Annotated in this window: 20 protein-coding genes and 1 pseudogene; 17 read left to right on the forward strand and 4 right to left on the reverse strand. The window is 55.9% G+C overall.

The features are described 5' to 3' along the window. The first annotated feature begins 33 nt into the window (after positions 1–33). The 4 genes from DFP98_RS01670 (at position 34) to DFP98_RS01685 (ending at position 5,207) form a co-directional block, all read left to right on the forward strand. The gene (locus DFP98_RS01670; protein ID WP_116058812.1) at positions 34–1,503 is read left to right on the forward strand and encodes a xylulokinase; all 1,470 of its coding nucleotides are present in this window, start codon (positions 34–36) and stop codon (positions 1,501–1,503) included. Then, the gene (locus tag DFP98_RS01675; RefSeq protein ID WP_116058813.1) at positions 1,500–2,561 is read left to right on the forward strand and encodes an amidohydrolase family protein; all 1,062 of its coding nucleotides are present in this window, start codon (positions 1,500–1,502) and stop codon (positions 2,559–2,561) included. The genes DFP98_RS01670 and DFP98_RS01675 overlap by 4 nt, the downstream gene beginning before the upstream one ends. Next, entirely contained in the window at positions 2,558–3,949 is a 1,392-nt protein-coding gene (locus DFP98_RS01680; RefSeq protein WP_116058814.1) for an L-arabinose isomerase family protein, read from the forward strand. Before DFP98_RS01675 ends, DFP98_RS01680 begins: the two co-directional genes overlap by 4 nt. Before the next feature lie 61 nt (positions 3,950–4,010). Further along, on the forward strand, positions 4,011–5,207 hold the full coding sequence (locus tag DFP98_RS01685; RefSeq protein ID WP_116058815.1) for a Gfo/Idh/MocA family protein: 1,197 nt from the start codon (positions 4,011–4,013) through the stop codon (positions 5,205–5,207). 143 nt (positions 5,208–5,350) lie between these two features. Here DFP98_RS01685 and DFP98_RS01690 read toward each other — a convergent pair whose 3' ends face one another. Beyond that, positions 5,351–6,373, reverse strand: a complete 1,023-nt coding sequence (locus tag DFP98_RS01690) for a LacI family DNA-binding transcriptional regulator (RefSeq protein ID WP_116058816.1) — start codon at positions 6,371–6,373, stop codon at positions 5,351–5,353. 127 nt (positions 6,374–6,500) lie between these two features. Here DFP98_RS01690 and DFP98_RS01695 point away from each other — a divergent pair, with 127 nt between their 5' ends. The 9 genes and pseudogenes from DFP98_RS01695 (at position 6,501) to DFP98_RS01735 (ending at position 14,946) form a co-directional block, all read left to right on the forward strand. Then, entirely contained in the window at positions 6,501–8,291 is a 1,791-nt protein-coding gene (locus DFP98_RS01695) for an L-fucose isomerase (protein WP_116058817.1), read from the forward strand. A gap of 125 nt (positions 8,292–8,416) precedes the next feature. After that, a complete protein-coding gene (locus tag DFP98_RS01700) occupies positions 8,417–9,073 on the forward strand; it encodes a class II aldolase/adducin family protein (RefSeq protein ID WP_116058818.1) in 657 nt (218 codons plus the stop codon). Between the two features lie 34 nt (positions 9,074–9,107). Continuing rightward, on the forward strand, positions 9,108–10,601 hold the full coding sequence (locus DFP98_RS01705; RefSeq protein WP_116058819.1) for a rhamnulokinase: 1,494 nt from the start codon (positions 9,108–9,110) through the stop codon (positions 10,599–10,601). Between the two features lie 36 nt (positions 10,602–10,637). Beyond that, positions 10,638–11,069, forward strand: coding sequence for an L-fucose mutarotase (gene fucU, locus DFP98_RS01710; RefSeq protein WP_116058820.1), 432 nt, complete (start codon positions 10,638–10,640; stop codon positions 11,067–11,069). Between the two features lie 177 nt (positions 11,070–11,246). Beyond that, a pseudogene (locus tag DFP98_RS01715) lies at positions 11,247–11,845 on the forward strand (TetR/AcrR family transcriptional regulator). Positions 11,846–11,919: 74 nt separating this feature from the next. Then, entirely contained in the window at positions 11,920–13,122 is a 1,203-nt protein-coding gene (locus tag DFP98_RS01720) for an MFS transporter (RefSeq protein ID WP_116058821.1), read from the forward strand. A gap of 92 nt (positions 13,123–13,214) precedes the next feature. Next, positions 13,215–13,838: a GyrI-like domain-containing protein gene (locus tag DFP98_RS01725; protein WP_246016368.1), complete on the forward strand. Its 624-nt coding sequence runs from the start codon at positions 13,215–13,217 to the stop codon at positions 13,836–13,838. 34 nt (positions 13,839–13,872) lie between these two features. Beyond that, complete coding sequence (locus DFP98_RS01730) at positions 13,873–14,376, forward strand: GyrI-like domain-containing protein (RefSeq protein ID WP_246016369.1); 504 nt, start codon at positions 13,873–13,875, stop codon at positions 14,374–14,376. A 162-nt stretch (positions 14,377–14,538) separates the two neighbouring features. Then, a complete protein-coding gene (locus DFP98_RS01735) occupies positions 14,539–14,946 on the forward strand; it encodes a DUF6232 family protein (protein ID WP_116058822.1) in 408 nt (135 codons plus the stop codon). 297 nt (positions 14,947–15,243) lie between these two features. On the opposite strand, the gene DFP98_RS01740 is transcribed toward DFP98_RS01735, so the two are convergent. The 3 genes from DFP98_RS01740 to DFP98_RS01750 form a co-directional block, all read right to left on the reverse strand. Then, positions 15,244–16,548, reverse strand: a complete 1,305-nt coding sequence (locus tag DFP98_RS01740) for a hypothetical protein (RefSeq protein WP_116058823.1) — start codon at positions 16,546–16,548, stop codon at positions 15,244–15,246. A gap of 106 nt (positions 16,549–16,654) precedes the next feature. Then, the gene (locus tag DFP98_RS01745) at positions 16,655–17,671 is read right to left on the reverse strand and encodes an LLM class flavin-dependent oxidoreductase (protein ID WP_116058824.1); all 1,017 of its coding nucleotides are present in this window, start codon (positions 17,669–17,671) and stop codon (positions 16,655–16,657) included. A 163-nt stretch (positions 17,672–17,834) separates the two neighbouring features. Continuing rightward, a complete protein-coding gene (locus DFP98_RS01750) occupies positions 17,835–18,662 on the reverse strand; it encodes an AraC family transcriptional regulator (protein WP_181917426.1) in 828 nt (275 codons plus the stop codon). A gap of 146 nt (positions 18,663–18,808) precedes the next feature. On the opposite strand from DFP98_RS01750, the gene DFP98_RS01755 reads away from it, so the two are divergent. From DFP98_RS01755 to glgB, 4 genes are all read left to right on the forward strand, one after another. After that, on the forward strand, positions 18,809–20,998 hold the full coding sequence (locus tag DFP98_RS01755; protein WP_116058826.1) for an alpha-galactosidase: 2,190 nt from the start codon (positions 18,809–18,811) through the stop codon (positions 20,996–20,998). Positions 20,999–21,060: 62 nt separating this feature from the next. Continuing rightward, the gene (locus DFP98_RS01760) at positions 21,061–21,300 is read left to right on the forward strand and encodes a DUF3892 domain-containing protein (protein WP_116058827.1); all 240 of its coding nucleotides are present in this window, start codon (positions 21,061–21,063) and stop codon (positions 21,298–21,300) included. Positions 21,301–21,637: 337 nt separating this feature from the next. Beyond that, positions 21,638–23,122 (forward strand): L-arabinose isomerase, encoded by a 1,485-nt coding sequence (gene araA, locus DFP98_RS01765; protein WP_116058828.1) that lies wholly within the window; start codon positions 21,638–21,640, stop codon positions 23,120–23,122. 493 nt (positions 23,123–23,615) lie between these two features. Then, entirely contained in the window at positions 23,616–25,562 is a 1,947-nt protein-coding gene (gene glgB / locus DFP98_RS01770; protein WP_116058829.1) for a 1,4-alpha-glucan branching protein GlgB, read from the forward strand.

Below are 25,562 nucleotides of genomic sequence, written 5' to 3' on the forward strand. Positions count from 1 at the left end.
GGGCCAAGCCTGCTACCGAGAAAGGGGATCGCGATGTCAGGCGGAACGAACCGAGAGCATGCCTATCTGATCGGACTTGACATTGGAACGTCTGCCGTCAAAGGAGTATTGATGTCGGTTGAAGGTTCGATTAAATCTCGGGAAAAAAGCGAGACGGCCTATCAAAGGATGGATGACGGCGGGATTCAATTTGACGTTCGCCAGTTGTACCGTTTGACGGTTGACGTCATCCGCAGACTGGCTGACGCTTTGCCTCAAGGAGGCTCCATTGCCGGGCTCAGCATCGCTTCGGCCAGCGGGAACACCGTGCTGGTGAACGAGCGGGGCGAGCCGATGATTCCGGCGTTTAGCTGGATGGATCAGCGCGTAAACGACGAGATGAACGCGGTGTTCGGGAAGCTGGATGCCGACGAAGTACACGATACGGTTGGCTGGCCGCTGCTTGATACTTTCCCGCTCGCGCATCTCGCCTGGCTGAGATGTCATGAACCGAAGCTGTTGGATGCATCGTCCGTCATCTGCATGAGCACGGATTATCTTCATTTCAGATTGACGGGCAACTGGAGTATCGATCGCTCGACCGCCACCACTTTTTATTTGCAGGATCAGAAAACGGCGCAGTGGCATTCGCCCTATTTGCAACAATTGGGCATACCGGAGAGCAAGCTGCCGCCGATTCGTTCCACAGGGGACGTCATTGGCTATATTACTTCAGAGGCTGCGGACGAGACTGGTTTAGTACAAGGAACGCCCGTCGTGCTTGGCTCTTTCGACCATCCTTCCGCGGCAAGAGGAACCGGAATTCTCGACGAGGGGCAGCTGCTCATTTCCTGCGGTACTTCCTGGGTTGGGTTTTGGCCGGTAAAAGACAGACGCCAATCCGTGTCGCTGCGAATGCTGACGGATCCTTTTCTTCAACCTGCGGGACCGTGGGGCGCGATGTTTTCGCTTCCCGCGATCGCAACTTCAATAGACGACTACATCCGTAAGTATATTGCCGACGGACCGGATCGTTATCGCGAATTCGACCGTCTGGCCGAATCCGTCAGTGCCGGGGCGGGCGGACTTCTCGTCAATCCGAGTGCGGAGGAGATTCCCGGCGATCTTGTGCAGGCCGGGAAAGCACAAATCGCAAGAGCGCTTATGGAAGGCACCGCGTTCCTCTTGAAAGCGCAAATCGACAAGCTCGAAGCGAACGGCACAAGGTTTGCCGCCGCGACAATGGTAGGGGGGCCGTCCGAGACGTTTCCATGGCCGCAAATCGTGGCCGACGTGCTTGGCATGGATATTCGCACGGTCAACGGTTCCTGCGCGGGAGCTGCCGGAGCCGCGATGATAGCGGGGATAGGCGCGGGGCTGTATTCCGATGAGCGGGATGCGCTAAAGCAATTGTCTTTCCCCGAGCTTGTTCGGAAGCCGGACCCCGGTACGACCGCGATCTATCAGGCGCAGTACAGGCAATTTATGAACAAGTATATGAATCTCGGGAGCGATGCAAAGTGAAAACGTTGTTTGAAGTGAAGGACGTCGACCAAAAGTTCTACGAGCAGAAACTGAGAGATTTTTTGCCGGATAAAATTATAGATATCCATACGCATGTATGGTTGGACAGCATTCGAAAGCCCTCCTCTTCCGTGCCTGTGAGAGCGGTAACATGGCCGACGCTGGTCGCCAAGGACAATTCCATCGAGGACCTTTTCGAGACTTATCGGCTGATGTTTCCCGGCAAGGAAGTGACGCCGCTTCTCTTCTCCCAAGTCAGCATGGACTATGACATTGCCGGTGGAAACGAATATGTCAAGAGCTGCGCGGAACGGCATCGTTTGCCGTCCTTGATGGTCGCGAGACCGCAGCAGAGCGCCGCGGAATTCGAAGAGGGGATAGAGCGCGGCGGTTTTCTAGGCTGCAAGGTGTACTTGAATTTTGCCGATCCCTACATCCCGGAGAAGGAGATCCGGATTTTCGATTTTCTGCCGCACCATCAGCTGGAAGTGCTGAATCGGCATGGCTGGATGGCGATGCTGCATATCCCGCGGGACGGCCGACTGAAGGACCCGGTCAATTTGGCGCAGATGCTGGAAATCGAACGCAACTATCCGTCGATAAAGCTCATTATTGCCCACGTAGGAAGAGCATACTGCCCGGAGGATGTAGGCGATGCCTTTGATATTTTAGCAGAAACGCGAAACATGGTATTCGACTTCAGCGCCAACACGAATACCGAAGTATTCCGCCAGCTGATCCGGGCGGTCGGACCGAAGCGAATTTTGTTCGGCAGCGACTTTCCAATCTTGCGAATGCGTACGAGACGGATTTGCGAAAACGGCAATTATGTGAATTTGGTTGCGAAAGGGATGTACGGGGACGTGTCGGGAGATTCCCACATGCGCGAAGTCGAAGGAGCGGAGGCGGATTCCCTGACGTTCTTTATGTACGAGGAGATTGAAGCTTTTCGCGCAGCTGCGACAGCGGAAGGATTAAGCAAATCCGACATCGAGAATATTTTCTACGGTAACGCCCGATCCCTCATCGATAGCATAGAGAAGGAGCAACGCAAATGAACAATCTGAAAATCGGACTGCTGCCTTTATATGTCAAGCTCTATGACGATATCTGGCCGGAAGCAAGAGAACGGGTTGATGCATTTTGTCTTACGATTGTCTCCGAAATGGAAAAAAGAGGATTGGAAGTCGAACAAGCGAAGGCGTGCAGAATCAAGCCGGAATTCGAAGCGGCGGTTCGAGCGTTCGAGCAAGCCGAAGTGGACGCTATCGTAACCTTGCATTTGGCCTATTCGCCTTCTCTTGAATCCGCCGACGTCTTGGCAGCTACCGAGCTTCCTTTGATTGTGTTGGATACGACGCCAACCTACGATTTCGGTCCTTCGCAGCACCCGGACGAAATTTTGTACAACCATGGCATTCATGGCGTTCAAGATATGTGCAACCTGCTCATCCGCAAGGGCAAGAGCTTTCGGATCGAAGCCGGTCATTGGGCGGATTCCGACGTCCTGGATCGGGTCGCAGACAACGCGAAAGCCGCGAAAATCGCTAAAAAGCTTAGAAACGCCAAAGTCGGCTCGATCGGCAAACCGTTTGACGGTATGGGGGATTTCCGGGTGCCGACGGACGAGTTGCGCAGCGGGATCGGGATCGAAGCGATTTTCGTAGATTCTCTTGATTCCGGTAACGCGTTCGACTCGATCTCCGAGGAGCGTATAGACCGGGAGATGGAATTGAACGCGGTTCGTTTTCACTCCGGTACGCTTGATCCGGAAACCCATCGGCAATCGACAAAGGCGGATCTTGCGGTCAGAGATTGGATCGAACGGAATGAACTGACGGCATTCACCGCCAACTTCCTGGAAGTGACCCGTGCGTCGGCGCTGCCTTGCATGCCGTTTCTAGAAGCGAGCAAAGCGATGGAACGAGGCATCGGCTATGCGGGAGAGGGCGACGTGTTGACCGCCGCGCTAGTAGGCGCGCTGCTGTCCGTCTACCCGGACACTTCATTCGCGGAAATGTTCTGCCCGGATTGGCACAACAACCTGATTTTTCTGAGCCACATGGGCGAAATGAATTTGCGAATCGCTGCGGGAAAGCCCGATCTTATGGAAAAAAGCTTTCCGTTTACGGATGCCGGCAACCCCGTCGTCGCATACGGCAAATTCCGCGGCGGTCAAGCGGTCTACGTCAATTTGGCTCCGGGACGAAACAACTCCTATTCGTTGCTTCTGTCGCCAGTGGAGATGGTGGAAGGAGATGGCGAGGACAGAATGAGAGATGTCATTCGCGGATGGTTCCAACCCGTCATTCCGGTCGCCGATTTCCTAACCGCATATAGCGAGCATGGAGGGACGCATCACGGCGTAGTCGTGTATGGCGACACGATCCGAGTTTTGGAACGGTTTGGAAAGATAATGGGCTGGAATACCGTCATTATTAAGTAATAGCGAGTTCCGAGCAATGAAGTGAATCGGTCTGATTAAAGGATAGAGGAGACCTAGCGACATGATGGAATGCGTGAGATTGGCAGTTGTAGGCGGAGGAAGAGGTTCGGCTTTTAGCGAAGCGCTGAAAGCGTTGACAGATAAAGTACGACTAGTCGCCGTATGCGATACGAACGAAGCGGTATTGAATAAGTGGAAGGGCGAATATCCAGGCGTTAAAGCGTATCTCGACTACGCGAAGCTCCTAGAGGACGCTTCAGTAGACGCCGTATTTCTGGCAACGCCTCTGTTTTACCATGCCCGGCAGGCGATAGCGGCGCTGTGTGCCGGCAAGCATGTTATTAGCGAGGTGATCGCTTCCACGTCCATCGAGGACAGCTGGGAGCTGGTCGAGACGGTACGGCAAACGGGTCTCACGTACATGATGGCCGAAAACTACTGCTTTATGCGCCCGAACATGATGGTTGGCCATATGGCGGAACACGGCGTGTTCGGGGAGATTACGTATGCGGAGTGCGGCTACATCCACGACGTTCGCGAATTGCTTCATGCCTCCGACGGCAGCTTGACTTGGCGCGGGAATCTGTTCCGCGATTATAATGGCTGCACTTATCCGACACATTCTCTCGGACCGGTAGCGAAGTGGTTGGCAATCGGCCGAGAGGGCGGGGATGAACTGGAAAGTTTATCTACATTCGTGTCCAAAAGCCGTGCGTCGGCCAAGTATTTCCATGAACATTTCGGCGATGAGCACCCCGGCTCCAAGCCGGAATATTGGGGGCTGGGCGATTCGACCGTCACGATGCTGCGTACAAAGAAAGGCGCGCTGATTACCTTGAAATACGACGTTCAGTCCGCGCGCCCTCACAATATGACGCATTATTCGCTGCAAGGAACTTCAGGAGCTTATTTATCGGGAAGGCACGATCAGGATGAGCCGTTGATTTGGCTGGAAGGCGCATCCGAAGCCGCTCATCCGGAGTGGGAGTCGTTGTGGCTGCATAAGGACCGGTGGGAGCATCCGGTATGGCGGCGTTGGAGAGAAGAGGCGGAGAGAACCGGCCACGGAGGCGGCGATTTCCTGGTGCTGGAGGAATTCGCGACGGCGATTCTGGATGGGAGAAAACCCGCCATTGATGTGTATGACGCGGTGGTGTGGAGCTCGGTGTTCCCGCTGTCGGTTGAGTCCGTCGCCGGAGGCGGCAAAACCGTTCCGTTCGTCGATTTCAAGAAGCCGAGGAACGAAGGTAGATCATAAACTGTTCGGGATCGATCCGCAAGTTTACGAAACGTTCTGAAGCTGCCTGAAGGAAATTGCGGCGTGATTCAGGGAGGCTGTCAGTTGGCCGGATTGAGAAAATGGAATAGAGCTGCTGGCGCGAGCCGGCAGCTTTTTCACGTTTATGGGGTATGGATCGAAGCTACCGATCGACGAACGATCATGTCGGCGGGGAGTACGATTTTTTTCCATGGAAGGCCGGTGACGTCGCGCTCCTGAATGCGGTCGATGAGCATTTGCGTGCCGAGATAACCGAATTGGTACGCCTGCTGGGCAATGACGGTCAGGAACGGGTCGATCTCGGAGTAGGGACCGAGATCGTCGAAGCAGACGACCGATACTTGCTCGGGAACCCCGAGCCCTCGCGCATGCAGCGTTCGGATGACTTCGACGGCAAGCACGTTGTTGCCTGCCACGATAGCGGTCGGAGGGGCAGGCATGCGGTCGAGCCAGCCTTCGATCTCGCTTAGGTCGCTGCGGGGCTCGAATGCGGTTTCCAGCACATAATTCTGATCGAAGGGGATATCGTTCAACTTCAACGCCTCGCGATAACCCTCAAGTCGCAGCCGCGCGCTGGAAATCAGCGGCGAGCCGTTGATCAAAGCAATTCGTCGATGTCCACGGGACGTTAGATGGTCGACGAGCTTGCGCGCGCCTTCCTTGCTGTCCCCGAGCACGACGTCGCTGTCCATGCCCGGTACTTCGCGATCGAGCAGCACGAACGGGACGCGATGCAGCCGCAGCGTCTCCAAGTGGGGCAGCGACAGATCGCTGGCCGGGGCGACGAGCACGCCGTCCGCTCTTGTCGCAAGAATGGTGTCGATATAATCCTTTTCCTTCTCGACGCTCTCGTCCGAATTGCCGAATAGCAGGCGGTAGCCGTGTTTCTTGGCTGCATCTTCCGCGCCTCTGGCAAGCGTCGTATAGAAAGGGTTCGTAATGTCCGTAATGAGCAGGAACAGCACGTTGCTCTGCTGAAGCACGAGACTGCGCGCCATCTGGTTGGGCACGTAGTTCAGCTCCTCCATCACGCGGCGCACCTTGTTGCGAGTTTTGTCGCTGATTTTGCCGGTGTTATTGATAACCCTGGAGACGGTCATCGCCGACACTCCGGCTTTGGCGGCGATATCGTAGATCGTAACCATGGAATTAAGCTCCTTGTCGTCATACTGTTCTTTTATCTTACAAAATTAAAGAATTGACAGCAAGCGTTTTCCTTGGTAACTTGAGGTTATCGATAACATTTTTTTTATTTCATTGGAGGCTGATCACATGGCAGACCAACAGTTCAGGTGGAAAGGCGAATTCCCGAAAATCGGCATTCGTCCAACGATTGACGGCCGACGCAGAGGCGTCCGCGAGTCACTGGAAGAGCAAACAATGAACATGGCTAAAGGGGTTGCCAAGCTTCTTTCCGATCACCTTCGCTACCCGGACGGTACGCCGGTCGAGTGCGTGATCGCCGATTCGACGATCGGCGGCGTGGCGGAATCCGCGGCTGCGGCAAGCAAGTTCGCTAAGGAAAATGTAGGCGTTTCAATTACGGTTACGCCTTGCTGGTGCTACGGCACGGAGACGATGGACATGGACCCGGCGATTCCGAAGGCGGTATGGGGCTTTAACGGTACCGAGCGTCCGGGCGCTGTATACTTGGCCGCCGTATTGTCCGCTTATGCGCAAAAAGGGCTGCCGGCATTCGGTATCTACGGCAACGACGTACAGGACGCGGGCACGACGGACATTCCCGAGGACGTCAAGGGCAAGCTGCTCGGCTTTGCAAGAGCGGGACTGGCCGTTGCGCTGATGAAGGGCAAGTCGTACCTGTCGATGGGTTCGGTCTCGATGGGCATCGCGGGTTCGATCGTTAACGACGCGTTCTTCCAGGAGTATCTCGGACTGCGCACGGAATACATCGATATGAGCGAATTCGTTCGCCGTTTCGACGAGCTGATTTACGATCCGGTAGAGTATGAGAAAGCGCTTGCCTGGGTGAAGGAAAACTGCATCGAAGGCCCGGACAACAACCCGCCGCATCTGCAAACTTCTCGCGAGCAGAAGGACAAGGATTGGGAGACGGTCGTCAAAATGACGATAATCGCCCGCGATCTGATGATCGGCAATCCGCGTCTGGCCGAGCTAGGCTTTGGAGAAGAGGCGCAAGGCCATAACGCGATCGTCGGCGGCTTCCAAGGACAGCGTCAATGGACCGATCACTTCCCGAACGGCGACTTCATGGAGACGATTCTGAACTCCTCGTTCGACTGGAACGGTATCCGCGCTCCTTATATGGTGGCGACCGAGAACGACAGCCTGAACGGCGCGGTCATGCTGTTCGGCAACCTGCTAACGAATACGGCGCAAATTTTCGCGGACGTTCGCACGTACTGGAGTCCCGATTCGGTAGAGCGCGTAACGGGCCACAAGCTGTCCGGCGCGGCTGCTGGCGGCATTCTGCATCTCATCAACTCCGGTTCGGCAACGATGGATGGCACGGGCGAGCAGACGAAAGCCGGCCAGCCGGCAATGAAGCCATTCTGGGAAATTACAGAAGAGGAAGCGCAGAAGTGTCTCGACGCGACCTCCTGGCGTCCGGCGTCGGTCGAATATTTCCGTGGGGGCGGCTACTCCTCCGACTTCCTGACTCGCGGCGGCATGCCGATGACGATGTCCCGTCTGAATATGGTCAAGGGTATCGGACCGGTGCTGCAAATCGCGGAAGGCTATTCCGTCGACCTGCCTTCGGAAGTGCATGACGCGCTCGACAAGCGGACGGATCCGACTTGGCCGACGACCTGGTTCGCTCCGACTCTGACGGGCAAGGGCGCATTCAAGAACGTATACGACGTCATGGATAACTGGGGCGCGAATCACGGCTCGATCAGCTACGGCCATATCGGCGCGGACCTGATCACGCTCGCTTCGATGCTGCGCATCCCGGTCAGCATGCACAACGTGCCGGATGAGCAGGTTTTCCGTCCGCGGGCATGGGGACTGTTCGGCACCGACAATCCGGAAAGCGCGGACTATCGCGCATGCAACAACTTCGGACCGCTGTACAAATAATAAATCAGACAAAGCTGTCGCAAGGGCGTGTCTGAATACTCCGAGGCAATCGGGTGTTCAGACACGCCCTAGCTCCCTGCCGGGAGGGCGGCAGTCGTTTGTCCATAGAATGGAGTCAAGCGAATATGAGCAGCCAGGAAATTCGTCAGGAATTGTGCAAGTACGCGCAGAAAACAGTCGCCAACAAGCTGGTCGTCGGACCGGGCGGCAACCTTAGCGCGCGCCACGAAGGCAAAATGTATTTATCCCCAAGCGGCTTCGCGCTGGATGAAATCCAGCCGGAGCAATGGGTAGAAGTCGACATCGAGACCGGCGAGATTACCGATATCGGACTGCGTCCGTCCTCGGAAGTGCTGATGCACTTATATGCGTATCGCCAAAATCCGAACATCGGCGCGATGGTGCATACGCATCCGCCATATTGCATCGCTTTTACGCTGGTGGAGAAAGACCTGCCGATCATGTTCCCGGATCAGGCCGCGCTCGTCGGGAAAACCGTATACGTAGATTACGTGCTGCCGACGACCGACAGATTGGCCGACGCGGTTGTGGAGAAAATCGAGCATTCGTCGATTTTGCTCGGCAACCACGGCCTCGTAACGACCGGACGCAACCTGCGCGAAGCATATTATCGGACGGAAGTCGTAGAGGAAAGCGCGAAAATTTTCCTGATCGCCAAAGCGATCAAGGAGCCTAAAGTGTTGACGAAGGAAGAGTTCGAGGAGATCGCGTCGCTGGAGAGCGAGGCTTATCGGATACAACTGCTGCAGAAAATGAAATAAAACGGACGCCGCGAGCAGAGAAGGAGGAACCGCGATGACACAAGGAGCCGCCGTACTGGCCTTTGATATGGGCGCCAGCAGCGGCCGCGCGCTTGTCGGCCGACTGACCGAAGGGGATACCGGCAAAAGCAGCCTGGAAGTAACGGAAATCCACCGTTTCCCCAATCACGCGATCCAGGTCGGCAAGCATCTGCACTGGGATACGCTCCGGCTGCTGCACGAGATGAAGAAGAGCATCCGCTTCGCGTTCCAGAAGGGCTTCGAGCCGGCGACGTTCGGCATCGATACGTGGGGCGTCGATTTCGGGCTGCTTGACGCAAACGGCGAGCTGCTCGGCAGCCCGTACCATTACCGCGACCCTCAGACGGAAGGGTTGATCGAAGAGGTAAGCGGCTTGATCGGACAGCGCGCGCTGTTCGAGCAAAGCGGCTTGCAGTTTATGCCGTTTAATACGCTGTATCAGCTCTACGCAATGGTTAAGGCCGCTTCTCCGAAGCTGGAAGTCGCCAAGACGCTGCTGCTGACGCCCGATCTGTTGGCATACTTGCTGACCGGAGTCAAGTCGTGCGAATTCACGATGGCGACAACGACGCAGCTGTTCGATCCGGCCCGACAGGCGTGGAATACGGAGCTGATGGAACGGCTTGGCATTCCGTCGCATCTCTTCCTTGAACCGGTGCAGCCAGGGACGATAGTCGGCCCGCTCTCTCCGGAAGTGCAGGAGGAACTGGGAGTGCCGGCGATTCGAGCGGTAGCGGTCGGCACGCACGATACCGAGTCGGCGATTGCCGCCGTACCGGCCGGCGAGGAGCCGTTCGCCTTCCTCGTATGCGGAACGTGGTCGCTGCTTGGAACGGAGATGGACGGCCCGCTGCTGAGTCCCGAGACGATGGAGCTGGAGTTTTCCAACGAAGGCGGCGTCGGCGGCACGTATCAGCTGCTGAAAAACATCATGGGCCTGTGGCTGCTGCAGGAATGCAAGCGGGAGTGGGACGAGCAGGGCAAGGAGCTTGGGTTCCCGGAATTGGTCCGTTTGGCGGAACAAGCCGCGCCGTTTCGCAGTCTTATTCATCCCGACGATCCGCGGTTTTTCTCACCTGGCGGCATGGCCGACAAGATCCGCTCGTTCTGTGCGGAGACGAAGCAGCCGATTCCGCAAAGCGAAGGCGAGATCGTCCGCTGCATCCTCGAAAGCTTGGCGCTGAGGTACCGTCAGGCGCTGGAACAGGCGGAGAAGCTGACTGAACGCGTATACGGCGGCTTGCACATGGTCGGGGGCGGTATTCAGAACGAGCTGCTGTGCGGGTTTACTGCTAACGCGATCGGCAAACCGGTGTGGGCCGGACCGGTCGAAGCGAGCGCGATCGGCAACATGCTGATGCAACTCGTCGCGCTTGGAGAGTGCAAGGACTTGAAGGAGGCGCGCAAGCTTGTCGCTGCCTCGTTCCCTGTTGATATCTACGAGCCGGAGTCCGATTCCGGATGGGCGGAAGCCTACGAGAAGTTTCTGGGCTTCGGACGGGTATGATCCGGTTATGATCGATTCGAAAGGAGTTGGCGGCGGATGCTAAAAGGAATATCAAGCCTGATTTCGCCCGAATTGCTGAAAATACTGATGGAGATGGGCCACAGCGACGAAATTGTGCTGGCGGACGGCAATTTTCCGGCGGCCAGTCACGCGCGGCGGCTTATTCGCGCCGACGGACACGGCGCTCCCGAGCTGTTGGATGCAATACTGGAGCTGTTTCCTCTGGACCAATACGTGGACAAACCGGTCGCGCTGATGCAGGTTATGCCGGGAGACACGGTCGAGACGCCGATCTGGAACGCTTACGGGGAGATTATCGAAGCTCGTACCGGTCTGACAGCGCCGTTCGAGGAGGTCGAACGGTTCGCTTTCTACGAGCGCGCGAAGAATGCGTATGCGATCGTCGCCACGGGTGAGGGGGCGCTGTACGCCAACCTCATATTGAAGAAGGGCGTTATTGCGGACTGATACGAACTGAATTTCAGTTGAAGCGTTCCGAGCCTTCTGCAAGGCTGCTGAAGTCGAACGGGTTAGGCAGGAACGGGGCCGAAATTGCAACGGAAAGCATTACAGTTTGCAATTTCGGTTTTTTTACGTTAGAATACTGAATAAACGTTCAGTATAGATGGCGGTGACAGTATCGGAATGAATAAAAAGAAGCTGCAAAGCGAGCAGACGAAAAAAAGGTGGCCGATGCGGCGAAGGCGTTGTTTGCGCTCAAAGGGTACAAAGCGACTTCGATCGAGGACATCGTAAGCGCCACCGGCTGCAGCGCGGGAAATATTTATTATCATTTCAAGAGCAAGGAAGGGCTCTTCCTCCACTTGCTGCAAGAGTGGGATCGGGAGTGGGAAAGCGGCTGGAAGGAGAAGGAGCGGCTGTACCCGACATCGAAGGATAAGCTGATCGGCATGGCGGGGCAGCTCTTTACCGACAATTTAAACCATCCGCTGACGAAGGCTTCGGACGAATTTTTCAACAATTCGGAAAAAGCGAACGACGTCGAAGAGCGAATTGCCGAGATGATTGCTGGGTATGTTAGCTTTAACCGCAAACTGCTTCAGGAAGGCATCGACAACGGAGAATTTAAGCCGTTCGACACGGAGAAGATGGCTGTGATTTTGGACAGCGTCATTTACGGACTGAGTCAGCATTCGCGCAAATTAAACCGCCAAGAAGCGCTCTCTCTGTATCGCACTGCGATGGAGACGTTTCTGTACGGAATTGCCAAGCGAGAAGGGTGAAGCTAACGCCGTATCCCTTTTTTTATACCCTCATTTAGAATGAATATTCAGTATTATTTTGGAGGATTTTCATCATGGAACTGCTTCTTAGAAAAAGAGGGGCGATCTTGCTCCTTATGCTCAACATTTTTCTTATTTTTATGGGGATAGGGCTCGTTATTCCGGTTATGCCCAAATTCATGACGCTGCTCGATATCAGCGGCTTCATTGTCGGTTTGCTGGTAGGGGCATTCTCGCTGACTCAGCTGTTGTTCTCGCCCTTTGCGGGTCGATTGTCGGACTCGTTGGGACGGAAAAAGATTATTATCGCGGGCATGCTCGTCTTCGCTTTGTCGGAGTGGATGTTCGGGATCGCGCATTCGTCCGTCTTGCTCTTCGCGGCTCGTTTTCTCGGCGGACTCGGCGCAGCGCTGATCATGCCTGCGGTTATGGCCTACACGGCGGACATGACATCGAACGAGGAACGGGCGAAAGGCATGGGGTTGATTAACGCGGCGATCACGACCGGGTTCATTATCGGACCGGGCATCGGGGGATACTTGGCGGAATTCGGCATACGCGTGCCATTCTATGCCGCTGCGATTGCCGGTCTCGGAGCTGCGGTTTTGACCGCCTTTATTTTGCCGGAATCGCTCGTGCCTGCTAAATCCGCAATCAAGGAGGCAGCTCCCGAGGAGCGGGAAAGCTTGTGGAGCATGCTGCGGAATTCGTACAAACAGCCTTATTTTCTCAGTCTCATTCTCGTGTTCGTTATTTCCTTCGGCCTGGCCAACTACGAGACGATCTTCGGTCTGTTCGTCGATCACAAATTCGGATTTACGCCGAAGGACATCGCCTTTATTTTGACGTTTGGCTCCATTTCGGGGGCTGTCGTGCAGTTGACTGCTTTCGGCTGGATTATGAACCGGTTCGGGGAGCGGAATGTGATTACGTTTTGCCTGCTTTCATGCGGCTTGTTTATTTTGCTTACGATTTTCGTCAGCGGCTTCTGGATGGTGTTCGCGGTTACGTTTATCGTCTTCCTGTCGATCGATATTTTGCGTCCGGCGATCGGAACGCAAATGTCGAAGATGGCGGAGGAACGGCAGGGCTACGTTGCGGGTCTCAACTCGGCGTTTACGAGCCTCGGCAACATCGCCGGTCCGGTTATCGCCGGATTTCTGTTCGACGCGGATGTCAACTACCCTTACGTGCTGGCTGCAGTCGTTCTGATTATCAGCTTCATTATGGCTGCCAGGGCGGGCGCTCGGGCAACAAAAGCTGCGGTCGCGAGGTAATTTGAATAACGCGGAAATTTACGCAACCCTGACAGACAGTTGTCAGGGTTGTTAGGATATAGTGGAGTTATCGCGACGGAGGTGAAGAAGTTGTGAATGGAAAGATAGATTATAAAAAGGATTTCAAAACGCTCTATATGCCGAAAACGGCGCCGGAAATTGTAGATGTGCCGAGTATGCCGTTTTTTACGCTGAGCGGTTCCGGAGACCCGAATAGAGAGGCATTTGCCGAAGAGACCGCAGCATTGTACAGTTTGAGCTATGCGGTGAAGATGTCGTACAAAAGCGATAATGTACCGGCGGGCTACTACGAATATACGGTTTTCCCGCTTGAAGGCGTATGGGATTTGCTGGATCGCTCCAAGCCTGCGACGGATAAAAGCAATTTGAAATACAAGATTATGATCCGTCAGCCCGATTTTTTGACCGAGCCGATGTTTGAGCGCTTCCTGGAACAGACGAAGAAGAAAAAGCCGAATCCGTTTCTTGGACAGGTCCGGTTCGAGCGCATTTCGGACGGGCTTAGCTGTCAGATGATGCACTTGGGCAGCTTTGACGACGAGCCGCAAAGCTTTGCGCGTATGGAGACGTATTGCGAAGAGCAGGGCTTTATTCGTACAAGTCTGCTCCATCGGGAAATTTATTTGTCGGATCCCCGCAGGGTTGAGCCGGCCAAGATGAAGACGGTGCTGAGGTTTCCTGTGAGGAAAAGCTGAATCGGCAAAACTTTAACCAAGGAGCGAATGAGAAATGAATAGCGGAGCGGGAGACAAAATGGTTAGTTTGGATTCGTTTAAACTGATCGGAATCGATGTGCGCACGACCAATCAAGCGGAAGTGAGCGGGCAGGGGAAAATCGGCGAGCTGTGGGGGCGATTTTGGAGCGCTGACGTACAGGGAGCGCTGGCTAAAGCTGCGCAAGAGGGAGACGCGCGCGTCTACGGCTGCTATACGGATTACGAGAACGGCGCAGCCGGAGAGTATACAATTTTGATCGGCCGCATGGCGGGACAAGCCGAAGACGTTCCCATAGGGCTGACGACGGTCCACGTTCCCGCGGCGAAATACGCGGTCTTTACGACAAGGCGCGGTCCGTTCGGAGAAGTCGTTCACGAAGCTTGGCAGCGCATCTGGGAATGGGCGTCGTCTTCGTCCGAATGGGAGCGAACGTATACTGGCGATTTTGAGCTGTATGACGAGCGCAGCGCCGATCCGGAGAACGCCGTAGTCGATATCTATATTGCCGTAAAATAGTTTGGCACGGGGGGACTGTTGATCGAGACTGTCGATCGACGGTTCCTTTTTTCGCTTCAAAGACAGTTCTCCGCTTTTTTTGACGATGTAAGCGTTGTTAGGTAGGTATTTCCAAACGGATGTCGAAATAACAGGGGTGAACCTATCCTCAGGAGGAATACGATGGAAAACCAACCGATCTACAAAGACAACAACTTCACGATCACAAGAGAACTGTTCGTCAGCGGCAATGCCCGGTTTGCCATCCAACACCTGTGCTCGATTCGGCTCGTCAAGTCAAGAAGGCAGATTCCGTATGCGCTGCTCGTTCTCGAGCTGATTTTGATCGCAACCGGTTTGATCTTGGACTTCCGGTTTCATGAGTATGTATCGCTGCTCGGCGGCGCGGGACTGATCGCCAACATTCTCGTCTATATTTTGGTTAAACCCGTCCATAAGCTGACGCTTGTGTTCTCCTCGGGAGAGAAGGAGATTATCGGCGTCACCGATTATATGTATCTGGAAGGGCTTGCGAATGCGTTCAGCCGCTCGATCACGGAAACCCGGCACAAAAATTTAATGGTGGGTTAGACCGTTAAACACAACATCGATGGATGAAGATGTGGGCGTCTATCTCTTTAGCATGCTATACGATCCTGAAAGTTGAACGCTAAACCCGTGATAGGGTACTTTCAGGATCGTATGGGGAGTTTGCGCTGGGAAGCTAGGTGGAAAATCGTACAAAGCAGCTCGAATCAGGCCTAAACGGCGGACGTTTGTTCGAAAAATCGTACAATGCCTGCCCTGTTCAGGCTCAAACGACGAACATTTGTAGGGAAAACCGTACAAATAGACCGCAATCAGGGATGTCCCTAGAGTGTCTGCGAATTATTTGGATTCGCCTTGCAAGTAGTTATAGAACGGACCGTCGACCCAAAAGTTGTAACTGACGACTTTCGCGGACGGATCAAGCTTCTTGAAGCCTTCGGTTACGGAAGCGGATTGATCTTTCAGCGAGAAGGACTGCGCATAGTACTTGCCCGCGGAAATTTTGTTGTTGGCAATTTCTTTATAGCCGCCCAGCTCGGTCAACGAATAGTAGAGCGGCTGCCACCACGAGCCATAGATCAGACCGGGTTGATCGTCTTCGTTTTTCTTCGCGTACGACAGGATAATTCGGTCGAAGCGCTCCTTATCGTAAGTCGATTCGAATTCGAAAGCCAGATCGTACTCTTTGGCATACTCGATGTAATTGCCGTTCTCGATCTGGACGACCTCGAACAGATCGGACTGCCCCGGATCCCCCCACTCCTTCAAATAAATAAAGGCGGAAGTTTTCGGCTCGAACTGAACCTTTGCTTTGATTTTCTCGCTGCGCAGCAGACCGACAAGCTGGAGCGCGTGCTTGAAGTCCGAATGTCCGTACACGACCGACAGGGAATCGAGGAAATTGGCGTCGAAGCGGCTGTCCTTCAGGTTGTACCCGGTGACGAGATTTTGCTTCAGCGCCTTGTCGACGATTTGGCGAAGCTCGGGAGCCTGAATAATGTCCGAGGTCCGGTAAGCGTCGCCGAGCTTCACGAGAATGTCTGCGTCCGTCGTAGTGCCGAGATAGCGTTTGTATAGCCCTTTCGCTTCAAGCACCTTGCCGAGCAGGACGGCAGCCAGCGAAGAAGGGGCGACGGCATCGTTGCGGATTTCCGGGTAGTAACTGGAGACGAGAAGGCCCGTGTTGACGGCTGCGGCCAAAATTTTGGCCTTGTCGGCAGCGTATTCCTCGGATGTCCAGCCGAGCTTGACCCAGGCCAGAGAGACTTTGGCTTTGTTCGCCGAGTATGTATAGGCGAGCTCTTCGAGATCGGCCGCCTTAAGCGCAAGCGATACGGCTTCGATCGCCGTCAATGGCTCCGACGTATTGCCGGTCAGAACGATCGCTTTCTCCGTTCCCGGCGACACGACGGCGTTCAGGGCGTCTGCGAATTGTCCGCGAGTCCATGAAGCTGCGACGGCGATGCCGTATTTCTCTTGCAAGTAGTCGGCATATTCCTGCGCTTGCGGCGACAGTACGGAGTCGGCAAACGTCGCGATTTCTGCCGCAGCGGCGCGCTGCGGCAGAAAGGCGGCCGGAGTGGTCCAGACTAGAGCCGCGGCCAGAGAAAGCGCGACGATCGATTTCGAACGGTGTTTTGCCATTATAAATCCCCCTATGCAGATCGGATATTAAGAAATAATAAAACCGATCATATCACCAGGTTTAATGGCTGTCAATCCATGGGTTGCTGTCGGTCTGACATAAGCTTTAGCCTTGAAGCTCTCGGCCGACCTCAGCGACCAGCTCGTAGGAGCGAAGGCGCGCGTCGTGATCGTAGATTTGCGAGGCGATGATTAGCTCGTCGGCCCCGGTCGACTCGATTATGCCCTTGAGCCGCGCTCGAACCTGCTCCTTGTCGCCGACGACGGCGAAGCCAAACTGCCGGGTCAGCGCCGCTTCCTCATACGGGGTCCACAGGCCGTCCATACTGTCGACCGGTGGCGGGAGTTGGGCGAAGCGCCCGCGGATCATATTCAGGAACGCTTGCTGCTGCGAGGTAGCAAGCCTTTTTGCTTCCTGCTCGGTATCGGCGGCTGTGACGTTGACTCCGATCATCGCGCATGGCTTATCCAGCACCGCCGAGGGGCGGAAGTTCTCTCGGTACAGTTCAAGCGCAGGCATCAGATAGTCCGGCGCGAAATGGCTGGCGAACGCGAAGGGAAGGCCGAGCTGCGCGGCGAGCTGCGCGCTGAAGCCGCTGGAACCGAGCAGCCATATCGGCACGTTCAGTCCTTCGCCGGGGATGGCGCGTACGATCCCGTTGCTCGGCGCGTCGTCCGGCTGAAAATAGGCGCGCAGTTCCGCGAGCATGGCCGGGAAATCCTCTCCGGCGCCGCCGTGCTCCCGCCGCAGCACCCGAGATACGGCCTGATCGGAGCCCGGAGCGCGGCCCAGTCCAAGATCGATGCGTCCCGGATAGAGCGATTCGAGCGTGCCGAATTGCTCGGCGATCACGAGCGGGGCGTGATTGGGCAGCATGATGCCGCCCGAGCCTACGCGAATCGTGGACGTGCCTCCGGCGACGTGGCCGATCAGCACGGAAGTGGCCGAGCTGGCGATGCCGGGCATGCCGTGGTGCTCGGCCATCCAAAAGCGGCGGTACCCCCATTTCTCGGCTTGACGGGCAAGATCGAGCGTATGGCGGAAGGAAACGGAGGCCGAGCCTCCCTGTGTAATCGAAGCAAGATCGAGGACGGAGAAGTTAAGGGTATTCGAATGTGTCATGATAAGTTATTCCTCCTTAATATTGTTAAGTTTGGTCAATAAATGCGAAGCCCAGCGGGGGTACGTCAAGCAAAAGTGACGCAGCAGGGGGGCGAAAAGGCGGTGATAGATGCCCCAGAGCGGGTTTTCAGACACACCCTAATTGCCTTGCATTTCGTCAGGGTCAAAGACCGGCGCGAGGGCCGCGAAACTGCTCCGGGCTTATGCCTTCTATTTTCTTGAACACGCAGCTGAAATAGCTCGGACTGTCGAAGCCGGTTCTCAGCGCCACTTCCCTGAGCTTAAGCTGGGGCTCCTGCAGCATCAGCTTCTTGCTCCGGTTGATCCGTTCCCGATTGACGTATTCCATCGGCCGCAGTTGGAAGGCGTGGCGGAACAATTGGCACAAATATTGGGAGCTGACGTCGATCTGCGCCGCCAGCTCGTCGATCGATACGACTCGATGGCAGTTGTCCTCGATGAAGCGGATAACCGGTTGCAGCTTCAAACAAAGATGAGGAGCGGCAGCAGCGTTTGTCCTTACGTTCCGGGACAAGTCCAGAAGCAGGCCGTACAGCAGCTTGGAGCACTCCGCCCCGAGAAAAGGGCTGCCGGTAAGCGACGTCGCATAGATCGCCTTCATCTGTCCGATCAGACTGTCGGAGTCGGACAACGCGTACACGCCGGAGCGGCGAATGCCCGACATGCTCATCCACAACGGCATCAGACTGCCGTTAAAGGCGATCCAATGAAGCCCCCAAGGCTCGACAGTCGGATAATAATCGTGCGCCTCATTAGGAAGCAGGAGGAAGCCCTGGCCGGGCTTAACCTGCCAGCGCGTTCCGTCAACCTCCAGTTCGCCGAGGCCCGTTGCCGACTGCAGCCATTGGTAATCCGGGAAGCCGTCGGGCCGCCTTGTACGTTCTTGAAATTCCCAGTGGCCGATGCTCGTCAAATAGAGCGGAAGACGCGAATCGGATTCGGTCACAATCGGAAAAGAAGGCTGAACCACCGGTGATACTCCTTTCATATTTTGATAGAAAGATGAAAATGTTGAGATAGGAATAGGGAAGGAACGAATTTATAATACGAATATAGTGATATTATAACCGAAAAAACCGCCGACGGCACGTCGGGCGAAGAGGAGAGACGGGAAGAATGGGAATCCGCTATCGCGAACAAGAAAGGGCCTTTCATTTGCAAGGACCCCATACGAGCTACATCATTCAGTTGAATCAAAAAGGAGTTCCGATGCATGCGTACTGGGGTCGTAAAATCCGCGAAGAGAATTTACAGGGGCTGCTCGTCTATACGGAGCGTTCGTCGTTCTCGCCGAATCCGTATCCCGAGGATCGTACGATATCGTTCGACACGCTGCCGCAGGAGTATCCCGCATATGGAGGCGGCGATTTTCGCCACCCCGCCTTCCAGGTGCAATTGGAGGACGGTTCGACCGTATCGGAGTTCGCTTGCACCGCTCATCGCATATTCTCGGGCAAGCCTGAGCTGGAAGGTCTGCCTTCCACCTATGCCGAGCGGGAGGACGAGGCGCAGACGCTCGAGCTGACGCTGAAGGACGAGCTGTCCGGCCTCGAAGCGGTACTGAGCTACACCGTATTTGCCGCTCACGACGCGATCGCGCGCTCCGTCAGACTGACGAACGGAGGTCGCTCTCCGCTTCGCCTGCTTCGGGCGATGAGCGCGAGCGTAGACTTCAACCGCGACTCGTTCCGTATGCTGCAGCTGTCCGGATCGTGGGCAAGGGAACGGGACTTGTACGCACGGGAGCTTGTCCCCGGCATTCAGTCGATCGAGAGCCGCAGAGGCTCCAGCAGTCATCAGCACAATCCGTTTATTGCGCTTGTTGCTCCCGGCGCCGACGAGCAGCAAGGAGAAGCGTATGGATTCAGCCTTGTGTACAGCGGCAGCTTCGTTGCTCAAACGGAGGTCGACCAATTCAAGACGGCAAGGGTGTCTATCGGCATCAACCCGTTCGATTTCGAATGGCGATTGGAGCCGGGGGAAAGCTTCCAAACTCCCGAAGCGGTTATGGTCTACTCGTCGGAAGGACTCGGCGGCATGTCGAGAACCTATCACCGACTCTATCGGACCCGTCTCTGCCGCGGCGTTCATCGCGATCGGGCAAGGCCTGTTCTTGTGAACAACTGGGAAGCGACTTATTTTCAGTTTAATGCCGACAAAATCGAGAGCATCGCCAAGGTAGGCCGCGAGCTCGGCATCGAGCTGTTTGTGCTGGACGACGGCTGGTTCGGCCGCCGGGACAGCGACAATTGCTCGCTAGGCGACTGGAAGGTCGACTATCGCAAGCTGCCCGGAGGACTGGAGGATCTGGCCGCGCGCGTCAACCGGCTGGACATGCGATTCGGCCTCTGGTTCGAGCCGGAGATGGTGTCCCCGGACAGCGACTTGTATCGCGCTCATCCGGATTGGTGTCTTCACGTTCCGGGACGGCGCAGAACGGAGGGGCGTCAGCAGCTCGTGCTCGATTTGTCCCGCGAGGACGTATGCGACTATTTGATCGAATCGATCGGATCCGTGCTTCGTTCGGCGCCGATCACCTACGTCAAATGGGACATGAACCGCAATATGACGGAGATCGGCTCGGCGCTGCTCCTGCCGCACCGGCAGCGCGAAACCGCTCACCGGTACATGCTCGGCCTGTATCGGGTACTGGAGGCGATCACGTCGCAGTTTCCCGATATTCTGTTCGAGAGCTGCTCCGGCGGCGGCGGACGCTTCGATCCCGGTATGCTTTATTACATGCCGCAGACGTGGGCGAGCGATAATACGGACGCGATACACCGTCTGCGCATTCAGTACGGGACGAGTATGGTCTATCCGGTCTCTTCGATGGGAGCCCACGTCTCCGCCGTGCCGAACCATCAGACCGGACGGTTGACGTCGCTCCAAACGCGAGCGGACGTCGCGATGTCGGGCAATTTCGGCTACGAGCTGGATCTGACCCAGATGACGGACGAAGAAAAGGAGGAGGTAAAGAAACAGGTCGAATTTTACAAGGAAATCCGCCATGTGGTCCAATTCGGCGAGTTCTACCGTCTGCGCAGCCCGTTCGAGGGCAATGACGCAGCCTGGATGTCCGTAACGGAAGATGGGACTGAAGCGTTCGCCGTTCATGTGAACGTGCTTGCCGAACCTAACGGACCTCTCGAATGGTTGAAGCTTCAAGGTCTCGATCCGGCAGCTCGCTATCGCGTCGAAGGCAGCGGAGAAGTCTACGGCGGAGATCAGCTCATGTATGTCGGCCTGCCGATCCCGCGCGCGCATGTCGATTACAAGAGCCACGCGTGGAGACTCGTTCGTCTGTAAGCCCGGTCGGTGTCTGCATAATTTTCCCACAGCTGCGGACACTATGTATCGGAGGTGGTCTTATGGAACAACAAGACGGCAAACCGCACGTCACGGCCGTCCGTAAAAACGGAGACGGAGACATCGTAGAGCTTCAGTTGTCTTCCGGACAAGTCGTCGGCTACAAGGAAGCGCAGCAGATGGCCAAGAGCGATCAAATCGCCAACGTCAACGTGTTTAAGGGGCGCGACGGAGACGAACATCTTCGTTCCGATCCCGACGGCCGCGAGGACAACAATTTGGACAACCTGCCGACTTTCTAAGCCTGACACCCGCGCCGAGCGCAGCCCGACCCGAATTTATCGGGAAGGGCTGCGCTTTTTGATATCCCGATCGGCTGGCGGAAACCCACTTGTGCCGGAACCGTGGACGATAGGATCTTTTCCTCTGCCTCCGCCACTGCGTATCTATAAGGTGCCGTACCTATCGCGCAACTCCGCGCGAAGCGTCTCCATTCTACAGCTGTGGGAATAGCCGCGCATCGCAAATTGCCCGGTCAAAGAAACAGTTGTATTCTTCAAACAGTTCCCCTACAATAAACGAGTAAACATGTACGTACAAGTTATTATCTATTCTTATTCCTGGCAGGAGGATTGTGCAATGTTAAAGCTACATCCTTATGAATTTTGGTTTGTTACCGGTAGTCAGCACTTGTACGGACCGGATACGCTGGAAGAGGTGGCCGGCCACTCGCGGGAAATGGCGGAGGCGCTGACTGCGGATTCCGCCGTTTCTTATCCGATCGTATTCAAGCCGGTTGTGAAAACGCCGGAAGAAATTCGCCAGCTGTGCGCGGACGCAAATGCGAGCGTTGCTTGCGCGGGCATTATTACGTGGATGCACACGTTCTCGCCGGCGAAAATGTGGATCGCAGGCTTGTCCGAGCTGCGCAAGCCGCTGCTTCATCTGCATACGCAATACAATCGCGACATTCCCTGGGACACGATCGATATGGATTTTATGAACACGAACCAGGCCGCTCACGGGGATCGCGAGTTTGGTTTTATCGGAGCTCGGCTGGGCATTTCCCGCAAGGTCGTCGTCGGTCATTGGCAGGACCCGCAAGTTCGGCGGCGGATTGCCGGCTGGGAGCGGACGGCAGTGGCAAGCGTCGAGAGCCGCAAGCTCAAGATTGCCCGCTTCGGAGACAATATGAGGGAGGTCGCCGTGACGGAAGGCGACAAGGTCGAAGCGCAGATCCGTTTCGGATGGTCGGTGAACGGCTACGGCGTTGGCGATCTCGTCCAACGGGTAAACGCGGTAACGAAGGAACAGGTCGAACAACTGCTTGCGGAATATGACGCGGCCTACGAGATCGTCGAGGAGGGACGTCGCCCTGGCGCTGTCAGGGACGCGATCGCTTACCAGGCGAAGCTCGAAATCGCGCTGAAGTCGTTTCTGGAGGAAGGCGGATTTACCGCGTTCACGACGACGTTCGAGGATTTGCACGGGCTGGAGCAGCTTCCCGGGCTTGCCGTGCAGAGGCTGATGGAGCAGGGCTACGGATTTGCCGGAGAAGGGGATTGGAAGACGGCAGCCCTAACCCGGATCGTGAAAATTGTCGCAGGCGGCGTCGATACGTCTTTCATGGAAGATTACACTTATCATTTCGAACCCGGCAACGAGCTCGTGCTCGGCGCGCATATGCTGGAGGTATGTCCTACGCTAGCGGCCGCGAAGCCGCGCATCGAGGTGCATCCGCTCGGCATTGGCGGCAAGGCCGATCCGGCGCGCATCGTATTCGACGGAAAGGGCGGGTCGGCGCTCAACGTGTCCGTCGTCGATATGGGCAGCCGCTTCCGCATGATCGTCAATGAGGTGGAGGGCGTCGCCGTGAACAAGGCGATGCCGAAGCTTCCCGTGGCGCGAGTGCTGTGGAAGCCCCAACCTTCGCTGCAGATCGGCGCGGAGGCGTGGATTTTAGCCGGAGGAGCGCACCATACTGTCTATTCGTTCGCGGCGACGACCGAGCAAATGCTTGATCTCGCCGATATTTTCGGCATCGAATGCGTTGTGATCGACGAGCATACGAGCCCCGTGCGGCTGCGCAACGAGCTGCGCTGGAGTCAGGCCGCCTGGAAATAAATATTAACTTTGGCGAAGAGAGGCTGTCCCTAGGCAGAGTTGGTCCGGATTATCGATAGACGAAGAAAGGGGGGACATCCCTCTTGTTCATCGATAATCTCCGGAGCAGCTTGAAGCGCTTAGGGCAGCCTCTCTTCGGCGTCCAACGATTCGTTGGACGCCCGGGATAATTGCAGATCTCCGGCAGGAAACGAACGGTCGGAATGCGAATTATTGAAAGAGCATAGATATAGTTCCACGCAGGGGAGGGACGACTTCTATTAAAGGGGGACAAAAGGTCCGATTTTGATTGCGAAATCCGTGTATGGAGCGGAATCGACTTCGCGCTTTTTGAATGCTCGTTCCCGGTAAATTAGGGTGATTAATTGTGAGGTTTTCGTTATAATGGATGTAACCTATATGTAAGTTGTCAGCGAAGTTGACAGAAAATTCTCGAAATTTGTCGACAACTTACAGGATAAGGGTTTGAAAGCCTTGGGGGAGGTGACGTTGCATGCAGGAATCGCCGGCTTTTGTATCATCCGACGACCTGTACCTGTTTAATACTGGGCAGCTATTTCGAGCTTACCTTACCTTTGGCGCACATGTGATGGAAGTTGAAGGGGAGCCTGGCGTACGCTTTGTTCTCTGGGCGCCTAATGCGCGCGCCGTATTCGTCATCGGTGATTTCTGCGATTGGAGCAGCTCCGATCGATCCCGGGCAATCGAGCTGGAGCGGATCGGAACGACCGGCGTATGGGTTGGATTTGGCCGCGGGCCGGGCGACGGCAGCCGCTACAAGTACGAGCTGATCGACGCCGAAGGCGAGCGCCGGTTGAAGAGCGATCCGTTTGGATTCCGCTCAGAGCTGCGACCGAATACGGCCTCCGTCGTGACGTCGCTCGCTCGCTACGACTGGCAGGATGGCGAATGGATGCAGCTTAAACGGCAGCGCCTCCCGTACGACAAGCCGATGCTCATCTACGAGGTGCATCTCGGCGCCTGGCGAATGGACGCGCCGGAGCAATTCCGGAGCTACGCGCAGCTGGCGCGGGAGCTTGTCGATTACGTCGTCGACATGGGCTATACGCACATCGAGGTGCTTCCGCTGGCCGAGCATCCGCTGGATCGCTCGTGGGGCTACCAGACGACCGGCTATTATGCCGCCACCAGCCGTTACGGACCGCCGGAGGGCTTGATGGAGCTTGTCGACTGCGCCCATCGGCGCGGGGTTGGCGTTCTGCTCGATTGGGTCAGCGGCCATTTCTGCAAAGACGAACACGGACTGAGGCTGTTCGACGGAACGCCGCTCTATGAGCCCGCCGATTACCGCCGTGCCGAGAAGCCGCTGTGGGGCACGCTGGCCTTCGATTTCGGCAAGCCCCAGGTGCAGAGCTTCCTGATCTCCAACGCGCTGTTTTGGCTGGATATGTACCATATCGACGGACTGCGCGTCGACGCGGTGGCCAGCATGATCGACCTCAATTTCGATAAACCCGACTCGATGCGCACGACGAACCGCTACGGCGGAACGGAGGACATCGAAGCGCTCGCTTTTTTGCGCAAGCTGAATGAAACCGTCTTTCGCTATTACCCCGAGAGTCTCATGATGGCTGAAGATTCTTCTTCCTACCCGGCCGTCACCTCGCCTACCTATCTTGGAGGCCTTGGGTTCAATTACAAATGGAATATGGGCTGGATGAACGATATGCTCCGCTACATGGAGACGGACCCCGCCCGCAGATCCGACCGCCATTCTCTAATCACGTTTTCCATGCATTACGCCTATTCCGAAAATTACGTGCTGCCGCTGTCGCACGACGAGGTCGTACACGGCAAGCATTCGATGCTGAACAAGATGCCGGGAAGCTACGAGGAGAAATTTGCGAATCTCAGACTGTTTTACGGCTATTGGATGAGTCATCCCGGCAAAAAGCTGCTTTTCATGGGAGGCGAGTTCGGCCAGTTCGACGAATGGAAGGACGACTCGGGACTCGATTGGAGCCTGCTGCGTTATCCGCTGCACGACAGCATGCGCAGTTACGTTCGCGATTTGAACCGGATCTATCTGGACCGGCCCGCTCTCTGGGAGAACGATCATGCGCCCGCCGGCTTCGAGTGGATCGACGTCAACAATGCCGACCAGTGCATGCTGTCGTTTCAGCGCCGGGACAAATCCGGCCACCGTTCCGTCGTTGTCGCCTGCAATTTCTCCCGACGAAGCTATGACGTCTATCGCATCGGAGTAAGCCAATCCGGTATATATCGGCTTCTGCTCAGCAGCGACCGCGCCAATTACGGAGGTTCGGGGGCGCCGATGCCCGAACGGGTCCAAGCGACCGACATCCCTATGCACGGCAAAGCGTACAGCATCGAAATTCCCGTCCCCGCTCTCACCGTCTTAATGTGGGAGACTGAGGAGCCCGCTTCGCGTTTCTCTAACTCATATGAGGAGGTTTGA

It is taken from the genome of Cohnella phaseoli, from assembly GCF_003386235.1.
GTDB lineage: Bacteria > Bacillota > Bacilli > Paenibacillales > Paenibacillaceae > Cohnella > Cohnella phaseoli.